Here is a 16,761-nt window from a genome sequence, read left to right as displayed (position 1 = left end):
ATTGTGACGCGCGTCACATTCGGCGTGGCGGTCGCGGCGGCGTGCGGCCGGCGGCGCGGGGATTACGCCGCCAGCCGCATCGCCACGGGTTTCACGGTGTTCGCACATGCCTTATGGCACACTGTTTGATAGTGTTTCGCGGTCCTGTTGAATCGAAAGAGGTAATCGTGGGCGAAAACGAGAACGACGTGCTGCACGTCGAGGGCGGCAAGCCGCTGAACGGCACGATCAAGGTGCGTGGCGCGAAGAACTTCGTCAGCAAGGCGATGGTCGCCGCGCTACTCGCGCCGGGCAAGTCGGTGCTGAAGAACGTTCCGGAGATCCGCGACGTGCACGTCGTGTCTGATCTGCTGCGCCTGCACGGCGTGGACGTCGACGTGGACGGCGATCACGGCGTCGTCACGATCGACGCGACGCACGTCCAGCTCGCCGACGTGGCGGACGTGGACACGCTGTCCGGTTCGTCGCGCATCCCGATCCTGTTCTCCGGTCCACTGGTGCACCGTCTGGGCGAGGCGTTCATCCCCGCGCTGGGCGGCTGCAACATCGGCGGCCGTCCGATCGACTTCCACCTGGAGACCCTGCGCAAGCTGGGTGCGAACGTCGACAAGGAGCATAAGGACGGCATCCACATCACCGCGCCGAACGGACTGCACGGCGCGAAGATCCACCTGCCGTACCCGTCCGTGGGCGCGACCGAGCAGACGCTGCTCGCCGCCGTGCTCGCCGAGGGCAAGACCGAGCTGTCCGGCGCCGCGATCGAGCCGGAGATCATGGATCTGGTGGCCGTGCTGCAGAAGATGGGCGCGATCATCTCCGTGGACGTGGACCGCACGTTCCGCATCGAAGGCGTCAAGGAGCTCAAGGGCTACACGCACACCTCGCTCACCGACCGCATCGAGGCGGCGAGCTGGGCGTCGGCGGCGCTGGCCACCCGCGGCGACATCTTCGTCAAGGGCGCGACCCAGCCGGAGATGATGACGTTCCTCAACGTGTTCCGCAAGGTCGGCGGCGAGTTCGACGTGACCGACAAGGGCATCCGATTCTGGCATCCGGGCGGCGACCTCAAGCCGGTCGCGATCGAGACGGACGTGCACCCCGGCTTCATGACCGACTGGCAGCAGCCGCTGGTCGTGGCCCTGACGCAGGCGAACGGCCTGTCGATCGTGCACGAGACCGTGTACGAGAACCGTTTCGGCTTCACCAAGCCCCTGGTGCAGATGGGCGCGACGATTCAGCTGTACCGCGAGTGCCTCGGGTCCCTGCCGTGCCGCTTCCAGCAGCGCAACTACAAGCATTCCGCGGTGATCTTCGGACCGACCCCGCTGACCGGCCGCGACATCGACGTGCCGGATCTGCGCGGCGGCTTCAGCCACCTGATCGCGGCGCTCGCCGCGAAGGGCCCGTCCAACGTGCAGGGCATCAGCCTGATCGACCGCGGCTACGCCGACTTCCGCGGCAAGCTCCACCAGCTCGGCGCCGACATCGACTGACGGACAACGCATCCAGGCCCCCTCTGACGAGGGGGGGCTGTCGAACGGAGTGAGACTGGGGGAGAGATAGCTGGAACGTAACGGTTCCCGGTATCTCTCCCCCAGTCCGCTTACGCGGACAGCCCCCTCGTCAGAGGGGGCCTGTACGTGGGGCTGCTCTGCGCCCCCTTCAGGGGGAGCTGGCCGGCCATGAGGCCGGACTGAGGGGGAGCCGTAGCCGGAGCATCCGCGCGGGTCGACGGAGACGGACCGCGGTAGGGGGCGAACGTACAATAAGGCGCATGGCATCCAAAGGAAAACCGTCGCCGCGCTCCGCGGTCAAGCCCCTCTCGGACGAGCGCGTCGCCGAACTCGCGAAGAAGCATCATCTCGTCGACCCGATGCGCGACCTGCCCACCGGCGCCGACCGCAGCGTCAACCAGCACGAGATCGACGCGCAGAACCCGAAAGGCACGAGGCGTCTGCTCAAAGGCGTCGACGTCGTCTTCAACGCGAGCTGCCGGACCTACGCGTGGGGACTCGACAACATCCCCGAAAGCGGCCCGTTCATCACTGCCGCATCGCACGTGACCATGTTCGACGTGTTCGTGCCGATGGCCAGCCTGTTCCACATGGGCCGCCGCCCGCGCTACATGGCCAAGGCCGAGATGGCGAAGTGGCCGATCATCGGCAAATGGTTCCAGATCGTCGGCATGCAGCCGGTGCAACGTCACTCCGGCAAGGCCAAGGAGATCGAGGAGACGTCCATCGACATCCTCATCTCCGGCCGCCCGCTCACCGTCTGGCCCGAAGGCACCGTCACCCGCGACCCGCAGAAATGGGTGATGAGCATCAAGGAGGGCGCCGCCTACATCGCGCTCGAAGCCTCCCGCCGACTCGGCAAGCAGGTGCCGCTGTTCTGCGCCGCCACCTGGGGTGCCGCCTCCATCAACCACTGGTGGCCGTGGCCGCGCAAGAACGTCGTCATGTGCTACGACCACCAGCTCGACTACTCGGACCTGCTCGAAGGTATGGAGGACTGGGGCGACGAGCCGCCGGCCGAAGCCGTCGAAGCGCTCAAATGGCGCATGTTCATCCGCCTCAACGAACTGCTCGAGGAGATCCGCGGCGAGAAGTTCCCGAAGGAAGGCTACTGGGACTACCGCACGATGAGCCGCACCCCGATCGCCTCGGCGTGAGCGGCGAGTAGCATGGCACGAAGGTCACGAAACAGTCACGAACCGAAAGTAAGGAATCACATAGCATGAAGATCACTGTTCTCGGCGCCGGCGCATGGGGCACCGCGTTCGGCCAGGTGCTGGCCGACGCGGGCAACGACGTGACGATGTGGGCGATGGAGCCCGAAATCGTCGAAGGCATCCGCGACAACCACCGCAATCACGTGAGGCTCCCGTTCATCGAGCATCTGCCGGACAACATGACCGCCACCGGCGACCGCGCCGAATCGGTCAGGAACGCCGAGATCGTCGTCGTCGCGATCGCCGCGCAGTTCGCGCGCGTCGCGCTCGCCGAATTCAAGGGTCTCATCCCCGACGACGCGATCGTCGTGAGCCTCATGAAGGGCATCGAACGCAACACGAACAAGCGCATGGACGAGGTCGTGCGCGAATCCCTCGACCTGCCGGCCGAGCGCTTCGCCGCCATCTCCGGCCCGAACCTGAGCAAGGAGATCGCGCTGCGCCAGCCCGCCGCGACCGTCGTCGGCTGCGAGGACCTCGACAACGCGACCAAGGTCGCCAAGGCGTGCACCACCGACTACTTCAAGGCGTTCGTCACCACCGACGTCATCGGACTGGAGATGTGCGGCTCGCTGAAGAACGTCGTCGCGCTCGCCGTCGGCATGGCGCGCGGCGCCGGCTACGGCGAAAACACGGCCGCGATGATCGAGACGCGCGGACTCGCCGAACTCACCGCGCTAGGCAAGGCCGCCGGCGCCGACCCGAAGACGTTCGCCGGACTCGCCGGCGTGGGCGACCTGATCGCCACGTGCGGCTCCCCGCTGAGCCGCAACTACACGTTCGGCGCGAACCTCGGCAAGGGCCTGAGCAAGGAGGAGGCGACGAAGGTGAGCAACGGCGTCGCCGAAGGCGTGCCCACCACCGACGCCGTCGTCGCGCTCGGCGACGAGCTCGGCGTGCCGACGCCGCTCGCCTACGCGATGAGCCGCGTGCTCGACGAGGGCATCTCCTGCGCCGAGATGCTGTCCCTGCTGTTCGGCCGCGAGATCACCGCGGAATAGTCGCGGAACCGCCGCGGTGGACGCGGAGCCGCCGCGGAGTAGGATACGGTACCCGGAACGATTCGGTAATTCGGCAAAGAACGATAAAGAAACGGACGAGAAAACGACTATGACCAAGAAGCGCATCGTGGTGTTGTACGGCGGCAGGGCCGACGAGCACTCGATCTCCTGCATTTCGACCGCCGGCGTGCTCAACGCGCTCGACACCGACCGCTTCGAGGCGGTGCCGGTCGGCATCACCAAGGACGGCAAGTGGATCGTCGACGGCGAGGACCCGCGCGGCTGGAACCTCGACGGCGGCGCGCTGCCGACCGTCGAACGCACCGCCGGCGCGCGCGACGTCGTGCTCGACGTGGCGCTCGGCCAGGACGGCTTCTTCGCGCGCAACGCGGACGGCACGCTCGAACCGTTCGGCCACGTCGACGCCGTGTTCCCCGTGCTGCACGGCCCGTACGGCGAGGACGGCACCGTGCAGGGTCTGCTCGAGATGATGGACGTGCCGTACGTCGGCTGCGGCGTGTTCGCGTCCGCCGCGTGCATGGACAAGCACTACACGAAGGTCGTGCTCAACGCGGCTGGCATCCCCACCGCGCCCGGCGTGATGGTCGACGCGCGTTCCGTCCGCCCCGAGGAGGCGCTTCAGCGCGTCGCCGAGGCGGGCCTCACGTACCCGCTGTTCGTCAAGCCGTCGCGCGCCGGCTCCAGCTTCGGCGTGACGAAGGTCGAGGAATCCGATTCGCCCGAGGCGCAGGCCTCCCAGCTCGGCGCGGCCATCGCCGAGGCCGGCAAGCATGATTGGAAGGTGCTCATCGAACAGGGCATCGACGGCCGCGAGATCGAGTGCGCGGTGCTCGCCGCCGCCCCCGGCGACGAGCCGGAGGCCAGCTGGCCGGGCGAAATCGTGCTCGACCATCAGGACGACGACCAGTTCTACGATTTCGACTCCAAGTACATGGACGCGTCCGCCAGCCATGTCGAGGTGCCCGCCGACCTGCCGGTCAGCGTGCTCGAGGACGTGCGCGACGTGGCCCGCCGCGCGTTCGTCGCGGTCGACGGCGCCGGCCTGAGCCGCGTGGACACGTTCGTCACGGCGGACGGCACCGTGATGGTCAACGAGATCAACACGATGCCCGGCTTCACGCCGATCTCCATGTACCCGAAGGCGTGGGACGCCACCGGCGTGAGCTACACCGCGCTCATCACCCGCCTGATCGACGGCGTGCTGCGCTAGGCGCCTGCGTGCCGGTGAGGGCCGGTGGGGGTGCCGGTCGATTGGTCGATTGGTTGATTGTGTCGGGGAGGGTTCCGTCGCTATGTCGGGACCCTCCCCGCGTGTTTCCGCCGTCCGAATGTCGATGCGGACAACGTAATCGTCGCAGTTCATCTACGGATTCCGAGTGTTCATCAATCCGTCGCGCAAGGTCGCGCGGCGTTCACCGGGGCGTCGGTGTCGGGACGGATAACGGACGTACCTTTCTCAATTGGATTACGGGCCGCGCGCCCACGGCGCGGATGAAGGCCCCCCGATTCCCTAGAGGCAACTCCCTAGAGGCAAGTTGAGTAAGGAACACCCATGAAGAACCTGCGTAAGATCGCGGCTGGCGCCATCGCCACCGTGCTCGCGTTCTCGATGGCCGCCTGCGGTTCGTCGAACGCCTCCTCCAGCAACGGCTCCGGCTCCACCGGCAAGTCCGTCACCGTCGACCAGAAGTCCGCCAAGGCCACCTCCCTCGCCGATTTCGGCACGATGGACGACCTCGTCAAGGCCGCCGAGAAGGAGGGCGCGCTGAACGTCATCGCCCTGCCGCACGACTGGTCCAACTACGGCGAGGTCATCTCCGCCTTCAAGAAGAAGTACCCGAAGATCAAGATCACCGAGCTCAACCCGAACGCCTCCTCCAAGGAGGAGCTCGACGCCGCCAAGACCAACAAGGGCACCGACGCCGCGCCGGACGTCTTCGACCTCGGCCAGCAGATCGCCGCCACCTCCACCGACTCCTTCGCCCCGTACAAGGTGCAGGCCTGGGACAAGATCCCCGACGAGGACAAGGACGCGAACGGCGCCTACTACGCCGACTACACCGGCATCATGTCCATCGGCTGGAACAAGGACAAGTACGGCGAGATCAAGTCCCTCAACGACCTGCTCGACCCGAAGTTCGCCGGCACCGTCGCCCTCAACGGCAAGCCCGCCGAGGCCGGCGCCGCCTTCAACGGCTACCTGATGGTCAACCAGCTGGCCGGCGGCGACATCAAGAACGTCCAGCCCGGCCTCGACTTCTTCAAGAAGCTCAAGGACGCCGGCAACCTCACCACCGTCGACGTGACCAACGGCACCATCGACTCCGGCCAGACCGGCGTCGTCATGGACTGGACCTACAACCAGGCCTCCTACAAGAAGGAGCTGAAGAGCAAGGGCGTCAACTGGGAGTACAAGACCTTCCCGAAGGCGCAGGTCGTCAGCTACTACAACCAGGCCATCAACAAGGACGCGCCGCACCCGGCCGCCGCCCGCCTGTGGGAGGAGTACCTGTACACCGCCGAAGCCCAGAACCTGTGGTTCAAGGGCGGCGCCAACCCGGTGCTGCTCGACTCGATGAAGCAGGACGGCACCGTCGACCAGGCGACCCTCAAGGACGCCATCACCATCGAAGGCAAGCCGGTCAGCTACACCAACGACGACGCCACCCGCATCACCGAGTGGCTCCAGAACAACTGGGACAAGACGATCGGCAACTGAGCCGGTTCGAACGTCAGACCAAGGGAACCGATCCCATGACTGCGTCAATCGCACAGAACGGGTCCGTCGCCGGCAAGGCCGCGGGCCCGTCCGCTACATCCTCCTCCGCGCTCGCGAGGCATCGCAAGGAGCTCGGCACCTTCGCGGTGACGATTCCGTTCTTCGCGTACACCGCGTGCTTCCTGCTCGCCCCGACCGTCATCGTGGTCGTCGGCGCGTTCCAGACCCGTGACGGCGGCTTCACGCTCGACAACTTCAGCAAACTGTTCGAACCGAACACCGTCTCCGCGTTCGTCACCTCCATCCTCGTGTCCGTCGCGTCCTCCGTGATTGGCGCGGTGGTCGGCGGCCTCGCCTCCTACGCGCTCGTCATCGGCTCGAAGCCGAACGGCCTGCTGCGGCGCCTGGTCTCCGCGATCTCCTCCGTGCTCGCCCAGTTCGGCGGCGTGATGCTCGCCTTCGCGTTCATCGCGACGATCGGCATCAACGGCATCGGCACGATGCTCATCAAACAGGTGACCGGACTGACCGTCAACCCGAACTGGCTGAGCTCCCTGCCGGGCCTCGTGACCGTGTACTGCTACTTCCAGATTCCGCTGATGATCATCATCTTCCTGCCCGCCGTCGATTCGATCCGACCGCAGTGGCGCGAGGCGTGCGAGTCGCTCGGCGGCAACACGTTCCAGTACTGGACGCGCATCGCCCTGCCGATCCTCACCCCCCGTTTCATCTCCGCGTTCCTGCTGCTGTTCGCCTCCGCGTTCTCCGCGTACGCGACCGCCGCGGCCCTGTTCTCGCAGCGTTCGATCCTCGTGCCGCTGATGATCCAGGGCGCGATGCGCAACGAGATGGACCCCAACCAGCAGGGATTCGCCCAAGTGCTGGCATTCGCAATGATTATCGTCGTGGCCATCGTCATGCTGCTGAGCCACGCCGTGGAAAAGAGGGCCGGACGTTGGCAGTGAACACCACCACCGAAACCGTCGCGGCGTCGAACCGCCCGCCGCAACTGCGCGCCGCCCGCGTGCGCAGGCAGAGCGTCATCAAGTTCGTCATCCTGTTCGTCACCTTGGCGTTCCTGTTCGTGCCGCTCATCTCCATGCTCGTCTTCACGCTGCGCCACCCGCTGTCCGGACGCTGGTCCGCGGCCCCGTGGATCGCGATCTTCACCGGCAACGGCGAATCGCTCGGCGCCGACCTGACCGTCCTGTGGCAGGGGCTCGGCGCCTCGCTCGGCCTGTGCGTCGTGACCGTCGTGCTCATGCTGCTGCTCATGATCCCCACCATGGTGATTGTGCACATCCGCTCCAAGGCGCTCGAACGCGCCATCGAATGGGTTGCCACGCTGCCGCTGACCATCCCCGCCATCGTGCTCGTCGTCGGACTCGGCCCCATCTACCGCTGGCTGAGCTCCGCCGTGCTCGACACCAACCCGATCTGGCTGTGCTTCGCCTACGTCGTGCTCGTCATGCCGTTCGCCTTCCGCGCCATCGCCGTCGGACTCAACTCCATCGACGTGAAGACCCTCGTCGAAGCGTCCCGCTCGCTCGGTGCCTCCTGGCCGAAGGTCTTCTTCCGCGTCATCATCCCGAACCTGTGGCAGTCGATCCTGTCCGCCAGCTTCATCTCCATCGCCGTGGTGCTGGGCGAATACACCGTCGCCTCGCTGCTCGGCCGCATGAACCTGCAGGTCGCGCTCTACCAGCTCGGCCAATCCAACTCCCAGATCTCCACCGCCATGTCGCTGCTCGCGTTGCTGTTCGGCGTGGTGTTGCTCATCGCGCTCGACCTCATCTCCGAACACATCGGCAGGACGCGCACGGGCGAAACCAAGGAAAGCAAGTAACCGATTATGTCTCTCGCGCAACAGAACAACGTCACGGCCGGCGGCGCTAAGCAGGCCGAACACAAGCAGGCCGAACACAAGCAGGCCGAACACGAGTTCAAGAACGACCCGACCGCCACGCTCGAAGGCGTGCGCGGCAAGGACGTGACCAAGGCCGCCAAGGCCCTGCTCAAGGATTCCGCCACCCGCGGCGGCGGCATCCGGATGCAGGACGTCGTCAAGATCTACCCCGGCTCCACCGTGCACGCGCTCGACGACTTCAACCTCGACATCAAGCCCGGCGAGATGGTCGTGCTGCTCGGCGGCTCCGGCTGTGGCAAATCCACCGCTCTGCGCTCCCTCGCCGGCCTCGAGGACATCCAGGGCGGCCGCATCCTCGTCGGCGGACAGGACGTCACCGGCGTGCCCGTCAACAAGCGCGGCATGTCGATGGTGTTCCAGGCGTACTCGCTGTTCCCGCACATGACCGCCGTCGAGAACGTCGAATTCGGTCTCGAAGTGCGCGGCGTCGGGCGCGAGGAACGTCGACGCGTCGCCATGGAGCATCTCGAACTCGTCGGCCTCGCCGATCAGGCGAACAAGTTCACCCAGCAGATGTCCGGCGGCCAGCAGCAGCGCGTGGCGCTCGCCCGCGCGCTCGCCATCAAGCCGCGCGTGCTCCTGCTCGACGAGCCTCTCTCCGCGCTCGACGCGAAGGTGCGTGTCCAGCTGCGCGACGAGATCCGCCGCATCCAGCTCGACACCGGCACCACCACCGTGTTCGTCACGCACGATCAGGAGGAGGCGCTCGCCGTCGCCGACCGCATCGGTGTGATGAACCACGGCCGCATCGAGCAGATCGCCGCGCCGCAGGACCTCTACCAGCGTCCCGCCACCGAATACGTGGCCACGTTCATCGGTCTGACGAACCGTCTGCCCGGCGCCTCCGACGGCGAGGAGGCGGTCGTGTTCGGCCAGCGCGTGCCGCTGCTGCCCGGCTCCAGGAAAGGCGATCCGGTGGCCGTGCTCGTGCGCCCGGAGAACATCGCGCTCGTGCGCGCCGGCGAGGCCACGTCCGCGGCCGGCGAGCACGCCCGCGTCGAGGTGATTCACTTCCTCGGCGCCGTGGCCCGCGTCGACTGCGGGATCTCCAGCGGCGAATACCGGCATTGGAACAAGGGCGAACAGCTCAAGGTCACCGTGCAGCTGCCCGCGAACGAGCTGCCCGCCGGTCTCGCCGTCGGTGACGAGGTGATCGTCACGCCGCGCCCCGTCGCAGCGCTCGCCTGCTGAATCGCCTTGTGTGGCGTGCCGGCGGTGTGCCGGTGGCATGCGCCGTTCCGCGTCGCCTTGCGCCGTCCCGCACGGCCTCCCACGGCGGTTGTTGTCAAAAGTGTGCAGTCAACACACTTTTAACATGTTAAAAGTGTCGGAACAGCACACTTTTGACAACAACGTACGGGGAAAGTTGTGATGGAGCCCAGCGGGGTCTGTTGCTCCGGTCGTGTTCTGATTCGATGGGGGCCTTTACTATGGGCGTGACTATACTAGTCACGCCCATAGTTTTACGTCGGTGACGAGTGCCGTAAGCTGGGACGTATGAGTGATGAACAGCCGCAGATGACACCGTCGCAGATGACACCGTCCCAGACGTCTCAGTCGGGAGACCCGTACCGGCCGTTCTTCATGGAGGCGCACCGGCGGTTCACGCTGATCGGCGTCGGCCTGTGCGTGATGATCGCGTTCTGGGTGGGGTTGAACATCGTCTTGTCCGGATTGCTGCGGCCGCTGTTCCCCGGCCCGGGCGGCGCTCCCATGTGGCTCTCCATGCTCATCTCGTCGGGGCCGCTGTATGCGGTCGCGATGCCGCTGGGCCTCAGCGTGTTCTCCCGCGTGCCGGCGTTGAAGGCCCGCGAGTTCACGCTCGGCGCGAAACGGTTCTGGACGTTGATGATCGCGTGCTTCCCGATCATGATGGCGGGCAACATCATCGGCACGTGGCTGTCCGGCGTGATCTCGGGAGGCACGGCCACGAACCGCGTTTCCGAGATGATCCTGCACGTGGACCCGTGGGTGGACGCGCTGTTCGTCGTGTTGCTCGCGCCGTTCTTCGAGGAATGGCTGTTCCGCAAGCAGATCATCGACCGTACGCGTCGCTACGGCGAACGCACTGCCATTGTGCTGTCCGCGTTCGCGTTCGCGCTGTTCCACATGAACCTGTACCAGTTCTTCTACGCGTTCGGACTCGGTCTCGTGTTCGGCTACGCGTACATGCGCACCAGCCGCCTCCGCTATCCGGTGATCATGCACATGGTGATCAACGCCTCCGGTTCGCTCGTGGCGCCCGGCATCCTGAAGCTCATCAGCGCCGGTGGCGGCGACGTCGCCAAGATGATGAGCGGTTCGGCGGGCGAGGCCGAGATGATGCGCGTGGCCGAGCACGATTCGGTCGCCATGATGGGCGTCATGCTGCTCGGCCTGTACGGGGTGCTCATGGTCCTGCTCGTCATCGCCGGAGTGGCGCTGATCTGCGTGAACGTGAAGCGCATCGAATTCTACGACCCGCCCGAACAGCTGCCGAAGTGGTACGGCGCGCGCCTCGCGTTCCTTAATCCCGGCATGGCGGTCTACATCCTGCTCACCGTCGTGCTCGGACTGTGGCAGATGGGACTGATCACGCTCTTCTGACCGCGGTCTCTCCCTCCGTCATCGCTGCGCGATGCCGTCTCCCGGTGATCATTCGGAGGCGCCGCCGTCCTTGACCAGGTAGTCGGCGGTGGCGATGGCGCGCGCCGCGCGGTCCTTCGCGGTGGACAGCAGCACGCCGTCGCGCACGAACAGCAGGATTTCGCCCTCCGCGCCGTACGGGGAGAACCCGGTGAACTTCACCAGCGGCGGGTTCTCCGGCCGCAGCACCGCGCTCGCACCCGCCTCCACGCGCCGCAGCATGTCGCGGCTCACCTCGTCCGGGTCGGCGCTGCCCTTCACCGTGAACGGCACCGTGGCCATGCCTTCGGTGACCGTCGTGAGCTTCGTCAGCGAGGCGGTGTTGAGGATCGAGTTCGGGATGACCATCTGGTCGCCGGAGCGCGTCTCGATCATCGAATGACGCCACGTGATGTCCTTCACCGTGCCGGTCACGCCCTGGATCGACACCAGATCGCCTGGCTGGATCACGCGGCCGAGCATCAGCCCGAACCCGCCGATCACGTTCGCGATCGTGTCCTTCAGACCGAGGGACAACGCGACGCCGCCGACGCCGAGGGCGGTGACCAACGTCGTCGGATTGATGCCGAACACCGGTTGCAGCACCATCGTGGCGGCCGCGCACCAGACCACCACGCGCATCAGGTTGATGAAGATGGAGGCGCTGGGGATTTGCGAATTATCCAGCACCTTGCGTAGCAGCCGTCGCAGCACGCGGTCCGCCACCCACGCGGCGGCGACCACCACGAACAGCCACAGCAGTTTGCCCGCGTTCGCACGGAACCAGGCCGCAATCATGTCATCGAAGTTTTCCATGCGCACCACGATAAACGCGGGGGCTGGAAGCCGGTGCATATCCACCGGAGAATATCCGCAAAACCGCACGTCGGCGTGTCGCGCGCGGCGGGCACCCCCTCAGTCGCGTTCCGCGCGCCAGCTCCCCCTGAAGGGGGCGCGAATTCAGTCTGCGCCCCCTTCAGGGGGAGCTGGCCGGCCGTAGGCCGGACTGAGGGGGTGCCTGCCGGACTGAGGGGGTGTCGTTCCGGTCCCTACTCCCGAATCTCCCTACTCCCGGTGCTCGCGGCAGGTCTGACCCAATCCACGCGCCAGACGTATCGGATCGAGGATCTCGTCAAGCTTCTCCGCCGGCAGATCGGTCATCTCGCCGGCCACCTCGCGTACCGTGCGGCCCGAACGCACCGCTTCGGCGGCGATCGCCGAACCCCGCTCGTAGCCGATGTAGTGGTTGAGCGCGGCCGCGATCGACGGCGTCGATTCGGCGTGTGCGCGCCCCACCTCGGTGTGCACGACGATGCCCTCGATGCAGTTGACGCGGAACACGTCCATCGCGTTCGTGAGCAGTGACATGCCGGTCAGCAGCTCGTGCACCATCACCGGGTCGAACGCGTTGAGCTGCAGCTGGCCCTCGGCCACCGCCCAGTTCACCGTCACGTCCATGCCGAACACCATGAAGCAGCACTGGTTCACGCATTCCGGAATCACCGGGTTCACTTTCGCCGGCATGATGCTCGAACCCGCCTGACGCGCCGGCACGTCCAGATCGTTGAATCCGGCGCGCGGGCCCGAGTTGAGCAGACGCAGGTCGTCGGCCGCCTTCTTCAGGTGCACGGCGAGGTTCTTCAACGCCGCCGAGGTCGACACGTACGCGCCCATGTCGGTCATCGCCGCCACCGGGTCCGGCGCCGCCGTGATCGGCAGGCCGGTGATGCGCGCCAGATGCTCGGTCGCCGCGCGCCGGAACCGCAGATCCGCGCAGATGCCGGTGCCGATGGCCGTCGCGCCGAGGTTCAGCTGCGCGAGCTGCGGCACGAGCCGTTCGAAACCGGCGAGATCGGATTTGAGCAGCGTCGCGAACGCGTGGAACTCCTGCCCGTAGGTCATCGGCACGGCGTCCTGCAGCTGCGTGCGGCCGAGCGTCACGTCGTTGATGTGCTTGTCCGCCAGATCGTGGAACGCCTTCGCGAGACGCTTCGTCGCCTCGGCGAGCGGATGGATCGCGTCGATCAGCGCCAGTTTGCACGCCGCCGGATACGTGTCGTTCGTCGACTGCGACTCGTTCACGTCGTCGTTCGGGTGGATGTACGCGTAGTCGCCGCGCCTGTGCCCGGCGAGCTCCAACGCGCGGTTGGCGATCACCTCGTTCATGTTCATGTTCGACGACGTGCCCGCGCCGCCCTGCATCACGTCCACCGGGAACTGGTCGGCGAGCTTGCCGCCCTCGATCTCGACGCACGCCTCGCGGATGAACCGCGCCTTGTCCGCGTCGATGAGCCCCAGCTCCTCGTTCGCGCCCGCACAGGCCCGCTTGACCGTCGCGTAGGCGCGGATGAGCTCCGGGTGCGCCGAATCGGTGATGCCGGAGACCGGGAAGTTGCCGATCGCGCGTTGTGTGTGGATGCCCCAATACACGTTCGCCGGTACGGCCAGTTCGCCGATGCAGTCGTGTTCGATGCGGACCGGCGCCGGCGCCGCCGCGCCGTCCGTCCGCATCGTGCCGTCGCCAGTCGCGTTCATTGCGTTCGTCTCGTTCGTCATGTCTCCATGATGTCGCCTCGACGCGGGAAACGCCATGATGACGCGATGATTCCCCTCTGTGAGAAACCGCACACCCCCTCAGTCCGCCTACGGCGTCCAGCTCCCCCTTCAGGGGGCGCGGAACCGGCTGGCGCATGTCCAACCTCTTGCGCCCCCTTCAGAGGGAGCTGGCGGGCGAAGCCCGTCTGAGGGGGTGCCGTCGCCCTCCTACTTGTTGTAGATGCGGTTCCAGTAGGCGAGCATGTTCTCCTTGGACATGGACAGGTAGATGCCCATCGCGAGCACGGCCACGTCCTCGTTGAGCAGGTCGTCCATCGAGACGCTTTGGCGCAGCTCCGGCCAGCGTTTGAGAATCGACAGCAGGCCGCCGGCCGTGAAGTCGAGCAGCAGGTCGGTCTTGAGGTCCAGATGGTCCGCGTCGAGGTCGAGCGTCTGCATCAGTGACAATCGCGCGAAATCATGCAGCGATTCGACGAGTTCGGGGGAGCTGTGCGGCCCGGCGAGCAGGGCGAGACGGTCGAGACGCTGCTGTTCGCGCGGCGAATGCATGAAATGCGTGACGCGTTTGCGCCACTGCTCCTGCGGGTCGGCGTCCGGATCGGGCGCCTCCTGGATGAGCGGCGAGGTCTGCACTTCGGCGAGGATCGCCGCGTCGGCGAGTTCCGACAGTCCGGAGAAATGATAGTAGAACGAATTGCGGTTCACCTGCGCGCGGTGCACGATGTCGGTGACGGTGATGCGGCGGTACTCGCGGTCGGCGAGCAGCCCCCAGAACGCGTTCTCCATGCGCTCCTTGGCCGGTGGGATGTTCGAGTCCCTGCGTGGTCGTGACATGGTCCCTCCCGTCAACAATCTAGACAATCTGTCTAGACAGTATAACCAATAAGAGGACATGGGGCGAGCGCTGCGCTATGCGGGCTGTTCCGTGGGCTGTTCCTTGGGCTGGTTCCCGGACTGCCGCGCGGACTGTCCGCCGGACTGCCGCGCCATCGTCGCGCGCACCAGGATCGCCACCGCCTCCAGCAGATGACGCCGGTCCTGCGCCGGCAGGCCCAGCATCGACGCGATCATCGCCGGAATCGACCCCGGGAACCCGGCCATCACCTCGGAGAACGTCGTCGCGCCGTTCGCATGCAGCACCGCGAACAGCGCATCCACCGCGCGCTCGCGCTGCTCCACCGTCAACCCGGCCATCCACGCGTTCAACGACTGGTTGAACAGCTGCGAACTCGATGCAAGATCCGGCTCCGTCACGAACCGGTCGCCCTCCACCTGCCAGGAGAACGAGAAATGCTGCATGATTCCGTCCGAATCCGACGTGACCACGCGGCATGGCTCCGGCGTCTCAAAGATCTGCCCCACGATCGACGAACTCGGTACGATCTTCGTCACCTTCGGCTGGATATCCAGATACTGCCGCGACGTGACCACGTTCGGCGGGAATCCCGGACCATCCAACGAATACACGTGACGGATGCGCCGACGCACCTCCTCATCCGCGTTCATCGCCGCGTACACCGCCAGATTGCCGCCCTTCGAATGTCCGGTGAGCACGATCGGTCCGCGCCACAGCCGCGCCACCATGTCGAGGTAGGCGCTCGCCGCCCGCTGCGCCGGCACCGGGTATTGGAAGGCCATGTTGAAGTCCTCCTTCCACCCGATGAGCGAATCGTCGGTGCCGCGGAAGGCGATGACCAGCGTGCCGCCGCGCGTCGGATTCTTGACGCGCGGCCGGCCGCGCCAATCCCGGCCGTCCGGCAGCATGAACGTCATCGCCGCGAACTGCGTCTGCTCGCCCGGATTCACGTGTTCGGCCACCGCGCCGAGCCGCGTCGCCGCGAACCGCGGCGAGGCGGCCACGGCGGCGAAGAAGTCGTGCGTCTCGTTCGGGTCGGTCAGACCGACCATCTGCGCGTCCGGCTTGCCTGTGTCGGCCGCGCCGGCCGTACCGTCCGTATCGCCGGTATGACCGGTATCGCCGTCTGTAGCGTCCGTATCGTCGCCGTCTTTGGCACTGTCGCTGCTGTTGCCAATGTCGCCGCCGCCGTCGGCCGCACCCGTGAGCTCGCGATGCAGCGCCTGTTCCGCCTCGGCGAGCGTGACCGATTCGAACGGCTCGCGCACCAACCCCTTGACCCACAGCCACGGGTGGCGCGGCTCGAACGCGCGCAGCCGGGCCGCGAACGAGCCGCCGCGGGCGCCGCCCTTGGTCTCGTCGAGCGCGAGCGTGGGGGAGAGCCGCGCCACGTCCTCGTAGGAGAGCGAGGCGAACACGAGCGCGTCGACCTCGTTGAACGGCGCGTCCGGATCGGTGAGCGGGCGTCGTTCGCCGGTCACATAGTCGAACACGTTGCCCATGGGCGTCTCCTTCCGTGCGTGTGTGGCACGATTCCCGTGCGATGTCGTGCGATGCCGTGATGCCGCCGCCCGCGCCCGCCCGGTCGTTCGGTCGTTCGGCGGTCTCCGGTTGCGCCCGGTTGCGTCCGGTTGCGTTCCATCGCGTTCAGTCACTCAGTCTAGTCGCGCTTCAGGCGGCGCCCATGCGTCATTATCGGCGATTTCGTGCGGTTTTCGCGATGACGGAGACGTGCTGCGAAGCTCCAGGAATCGCGCGCGACACGCCGATGGGGCGTCTCGATTTGCATGATGGTGGAAACTCGCGTATGTTATTCACTCGTTGCTTCACGGAGCAGCAAACAACTGCGGACATAGCTTAGTTGGTAAAGCGCAACCTTGCCAAGGTTGAGACCGCGGGTTCGAGTCCCGTTGTCCGCTCTCGGAAGGCCGGAGCGATTCGGTCTGAAGACGACCCGGGCGGTTGGCGCAGAGGTAGCGCACTTCCCTGACACGGAAGGGGTCACAAGTTCGAATCTTGTATCGCCCACGAACGTGACTGCTTCGGCAGACGCGTGCATAACAGAACACGGGGCTATGGCGCAGCTGGTAGCGCATCTCCATGGCATGGAGAGGGTCAGGGGTTCGAATCCCCTTAGCTCCACTCGAAGAAGGAACCGGCGTCCGCCGGTTTTTTCGTCGAAACGCCGGTTTCGCTCGGACGAGCGGCATCGACGCGCGATATGGGCGATTGGCGCAGCGGCTAGCGCACTTCGTTCACACCGAAGGGGTCGTAGGTTCGATTCCTACATCGCCCACCACCAAGGCCACCGCCACAAGCGGTGGCCTTTTGCGTATTCGCTCGCCT

The 16,761-nt window shown here is 66.1% G+C and carries 12 protein-coding genes, 4 tRNA genes and 1 pseudogene; 13 read left to right on the top strand and 4 right to left on the bottom strand.

The annotated features are described in order from the left end of the window. The first annotated feature begins 167 nt into the window (after window positions 1-167). The 9 genes from murA (at window position 168) to AC1AYD_RS10390 (ending at window position 10,985) form a co-directional block, all read left to right on the top strand. Entirely contained in the window at window positions 168-1,493 is a 1,326-nt protein-coding gene (murA, locus tag AC1AYD_RS10430) for a UDP-N-acetylglucosamine 1-carboxyvinyltransferase (RefSeq protein WP_476502926.1), read from the top strand. A 281-nt stretch (window positions 1,494-1,774) separates the two neighbouring features. Next, complete coding sequence (locus AC1AYD_RS10425) at window positions 1,775-2,671, top strand: lysophospholipid acyltransferase family protein (protein WP_476545139.1); 897 nt, start codon at window positions 1,775-1,777, stop codon at window positions 2,669-2,671. A 65-nt stretch (window positions 2,672-2,736) separates the two neighbouring features. Further along, a complete protein-coding gene (locus tag AC1AYD_RS10420; protein WP_476545138.1) occupies window positions 2,737-3,732 on the top strand; it encodes an NAD(P)H-dependent glycerol-3-phosphate dehydrogenase in 996 nt (331 codons plus the stop codon). 109 nt (window positions 3,733-3,841) lie between these two features. Beyond that, window positions 3,842-4,963, top strand: a complete 1,122-nt coding sequence (locus AC1AYD_RS10415; protein ID WP_476502923.1) for a D-alanine--D-alanine ligase family protein — start codon at window positions 3,842-3,844, stop codon at window positions 4,961-4,963. Window positions 4,964-5,305: 342 nt separating this feature from the next. Beyond that, the gene (locus tag AC1AYD_RS10410; protein WP_476502922.1) at window positions 5,306-6,472 is read left to right on the top strand and encodes an ABC transporter substrate-binding protein; all 1,167 of its coding nucleotides are present in this window, start codon (window positions 5,306-5,308) and stop codon (window positions 6,470-6,472) included. Window positions 6,473-6,507: 35 nt separating this feature from the next. Continuing rightward, window positions 6,508-7,437: an ABC transporter permease gene (locus AC1AYD_RS10405; protein WP_476502921.1), complete on the top strand. Its 930-nt coding sequence runs from the start codon at window positions 6,508-6,510 to the stop codon at window positions 7,435-7,437. Next, the gene (locus AC1AYD_RS10400; protein WP_476545137.1) at window positions 7,428-8,318 is read left to right on the top strand and encodes an ABC transporter permease; all 891 of its coding nucleotides are present in this window, start codon (window positions 7,428-7,430) and stop codon (window positions 8,316-8,318) included. Before AC1AYD_RS10405 ends, AC1AYD_RS10400 begins: the two co-directional genes overlap by 10 nt. Before the next feature lie 6 nt (window positions 8,319-8,324). Then, entirely contained in the window at window positions 8,325-9,590 is a 1,266-nt protein-coding gene (locus AC1AYD_RS10395) for an ABC transporter ATP-binding protein (RefSeq protein WP_476545135.1), read from the top strand. Between the two features lie 306 nt (window positions 9,591-9,896). After that, a complete protein-coding gene (locus AC1AYD_RS10390) occupies window positions 9,897-10,985 on the top strand; it encodes a lysostaphin resistance A-like protein (protein WP_476545134.1) in 1,089 nt (362 codons plus the stop codon). A gap of 48 nt (window positions 10,986-11,033) precedes the next feature. Here the strand turns inward: AC1AYD_RS10390 and AC1AYD_RS10385 are convergent, their stop codons facing one another. The 4 genes and pseudogenes from AC1AYD_RS10385 to AC1AYD_RS10370 all read right to left on the bottom strand — a co-directional run bounded on the left by AC1AYD_RS10385 (window position 11,034) and on the right by AC1AYD_RS10370 (window position 15,917). After that, window positions 11,034-11,819 carry a mechanosensitive ion channel family protein gene (locus AC1AYD_RS10385; RefSeq protein WP_476532355.1) on the bottom strand — a complete coding sequence of 262 codons (786 nt, stop codon included), beginning with the start codon at window positions 11,817-11,819 and terminating at the stop codon, window positions 11,034-11,036. A 249-nt stretch (window positions 11,820-12,068) separates the two neighbouring features. Further along, the gene (locus tag AC1AYD_RS10380; RefSeq protein ID WP_476545164.1) at window positions 12,069-13,514 is read right to left on the bottom strand and encodes an aspartate ammonia-lyase; all 1,446 of its coding nucleotides are present in this window, start codon (window positions 13,512-13,514) and stop codon (window positions 12,069-12,071) included. A gap of 252 nt (window positions 13,515-13,766) precedes the next feature. Then, window positions 13,767-14,393, bottom strand: a complete 627-nt coding sequence (locus AC1AYD_RS10375; protein WP_476545133.1) for a TetR/AcrR family transcriptional regulator — start codon at window positions 14,391-14,393, stop codon at window positions 13,767-13,769. Window positions 14,394-14,425: 32 nt separating this feature from the next. Continuing rightward, window positions 14,426-15,917, bottom strand: a pseudogene (locus AC1AYD_RS10370) (DUF2974 domain-containing protein). Window positions 15,918-16,261: 344 nt separating this feature from the next. On the opposite strand from AC1AYD_RS10370, the gene AC1AYD_RS10365 reads away from it, so the two are divergent. The 4 genes from AC1AYD_RS10365 to AC1AYD_RS10350 all read left to right on the top strand — a co-directional run bounded on the left by AC1AYD_RS10365 (window position 16,262) and on the right by AC1AYD_RS10350 (window position 16,714). Next, window positions 16,262-16,334 (top strand) — tRNA-Gly (locus AC1AYD_RS10365). A 37-nt stretch (window positions 16,335-16,371) separates the two neighbouring features. After that, window positions 16,372-16,443 (top strand) — tRNA-Val (locus AC1AYD_RS10360). Between the two features lie 41 nt (window positions 16,444-16,484). Continuing rightward, window positions 16,485-16,557 (top strand) — tRNA-Ala (locus AC1AYD_RS10355). 81 nt (window positions 16,558-16,638) lie between these two features. Then, window positions 16,639-16,714: transfer RNA gene (locus AC1AYD_RS10350), tRNA-Val, on the top strand. The last annotated feature ends 47 nt before the right edge of the window (window positions 16,715-16,761 follow it).

The organism is Bifidobacterium sp. LH_426, from assembly GCF_056356875.1.
This window is presented reverse-complemented; position numbering and strand designations above follow the sequence as displayed.

What these genes read in the sequence shown, in the direction of transcription:
- AC1AYD_RS10375 (WP_476545133.1), bottom strand. Translation starts at nt 14,393, where the DNA reads ATGTCACGACCACGCAGGGACTCGAACATCCCACCGGCCAAGGAGCGC.
- AC1AYD_RS10385 (WP_476532355.1), bottom strand. Translation starts at nt 11,819, where the DNA reads ATGGAAAACTTCGATGACATGATTGCGGCCTGGTTCCGTGCGAACGCG.
- AC1AYD_RS10425 (WP_476545139.1), top strand. Translation starts at nt 1,775, where the DNA reads ATGGCATCCAAAGGAAAACCGTCGCCGCGCTCCGCGGTCAAGCCCCTC.
- AC1AYD_RS10420 (WP_476545138.1), top strand. Translation starts at nt 2,737, where the DNA reads ATGAAGATCACTGTTCTCGGCGCCGGCGCATGGGGCACCGCGTTCGGC.
- AC1AYD_RS10390 (WP_476545134.1), top strand. Translation starts at nt 9,897, where the DNA reads ATGAGTGATGAACAGCCGCAGATGACACCGTCGCAGATGACACCGTCC.
- AC1AYD_RS10395 (WP_476545135.1), top strand. Translation starts at nt 8,325, where the DNA reads ATGTCTCTCGCGCAACAGAACAACGTCACGGCCGGCGGCGCTAAGCAG.
- AC1AYD_RS10415 (WP_476502923.1), top strand. Translation starts at nt 3,842, where the DNA reads ATGACCAAGAAGCGCATCGTGGTGTTGTACGGCGGCAGGGCCGACGAG.
- AC1AYD_RS10380 (WP_476545164.1), bottom strand. Translation starts at nt 13,514, where the DNA reads ATGCGGACGGACGGCGCGGCGGCGCCGGCGCCGGTCCGCATCGAACAC.
- AC1AYD_RS10405 (WP_476502921.1), top strand. Translation starts at nt 6,508, where the DNA reads ATGACTGCGTCAATCGCACAGAACGGGTCCGTCGCCGGCAAGGCCGCG.
- AC1AYD_RS10410 (WP_476502922.1), top strand. Translation starts at nt 5,306, where the DNA reads ATGAAGAACCTGCGTAAGATCGCGGCTGGCGCCATCGCCACCGTGCTC.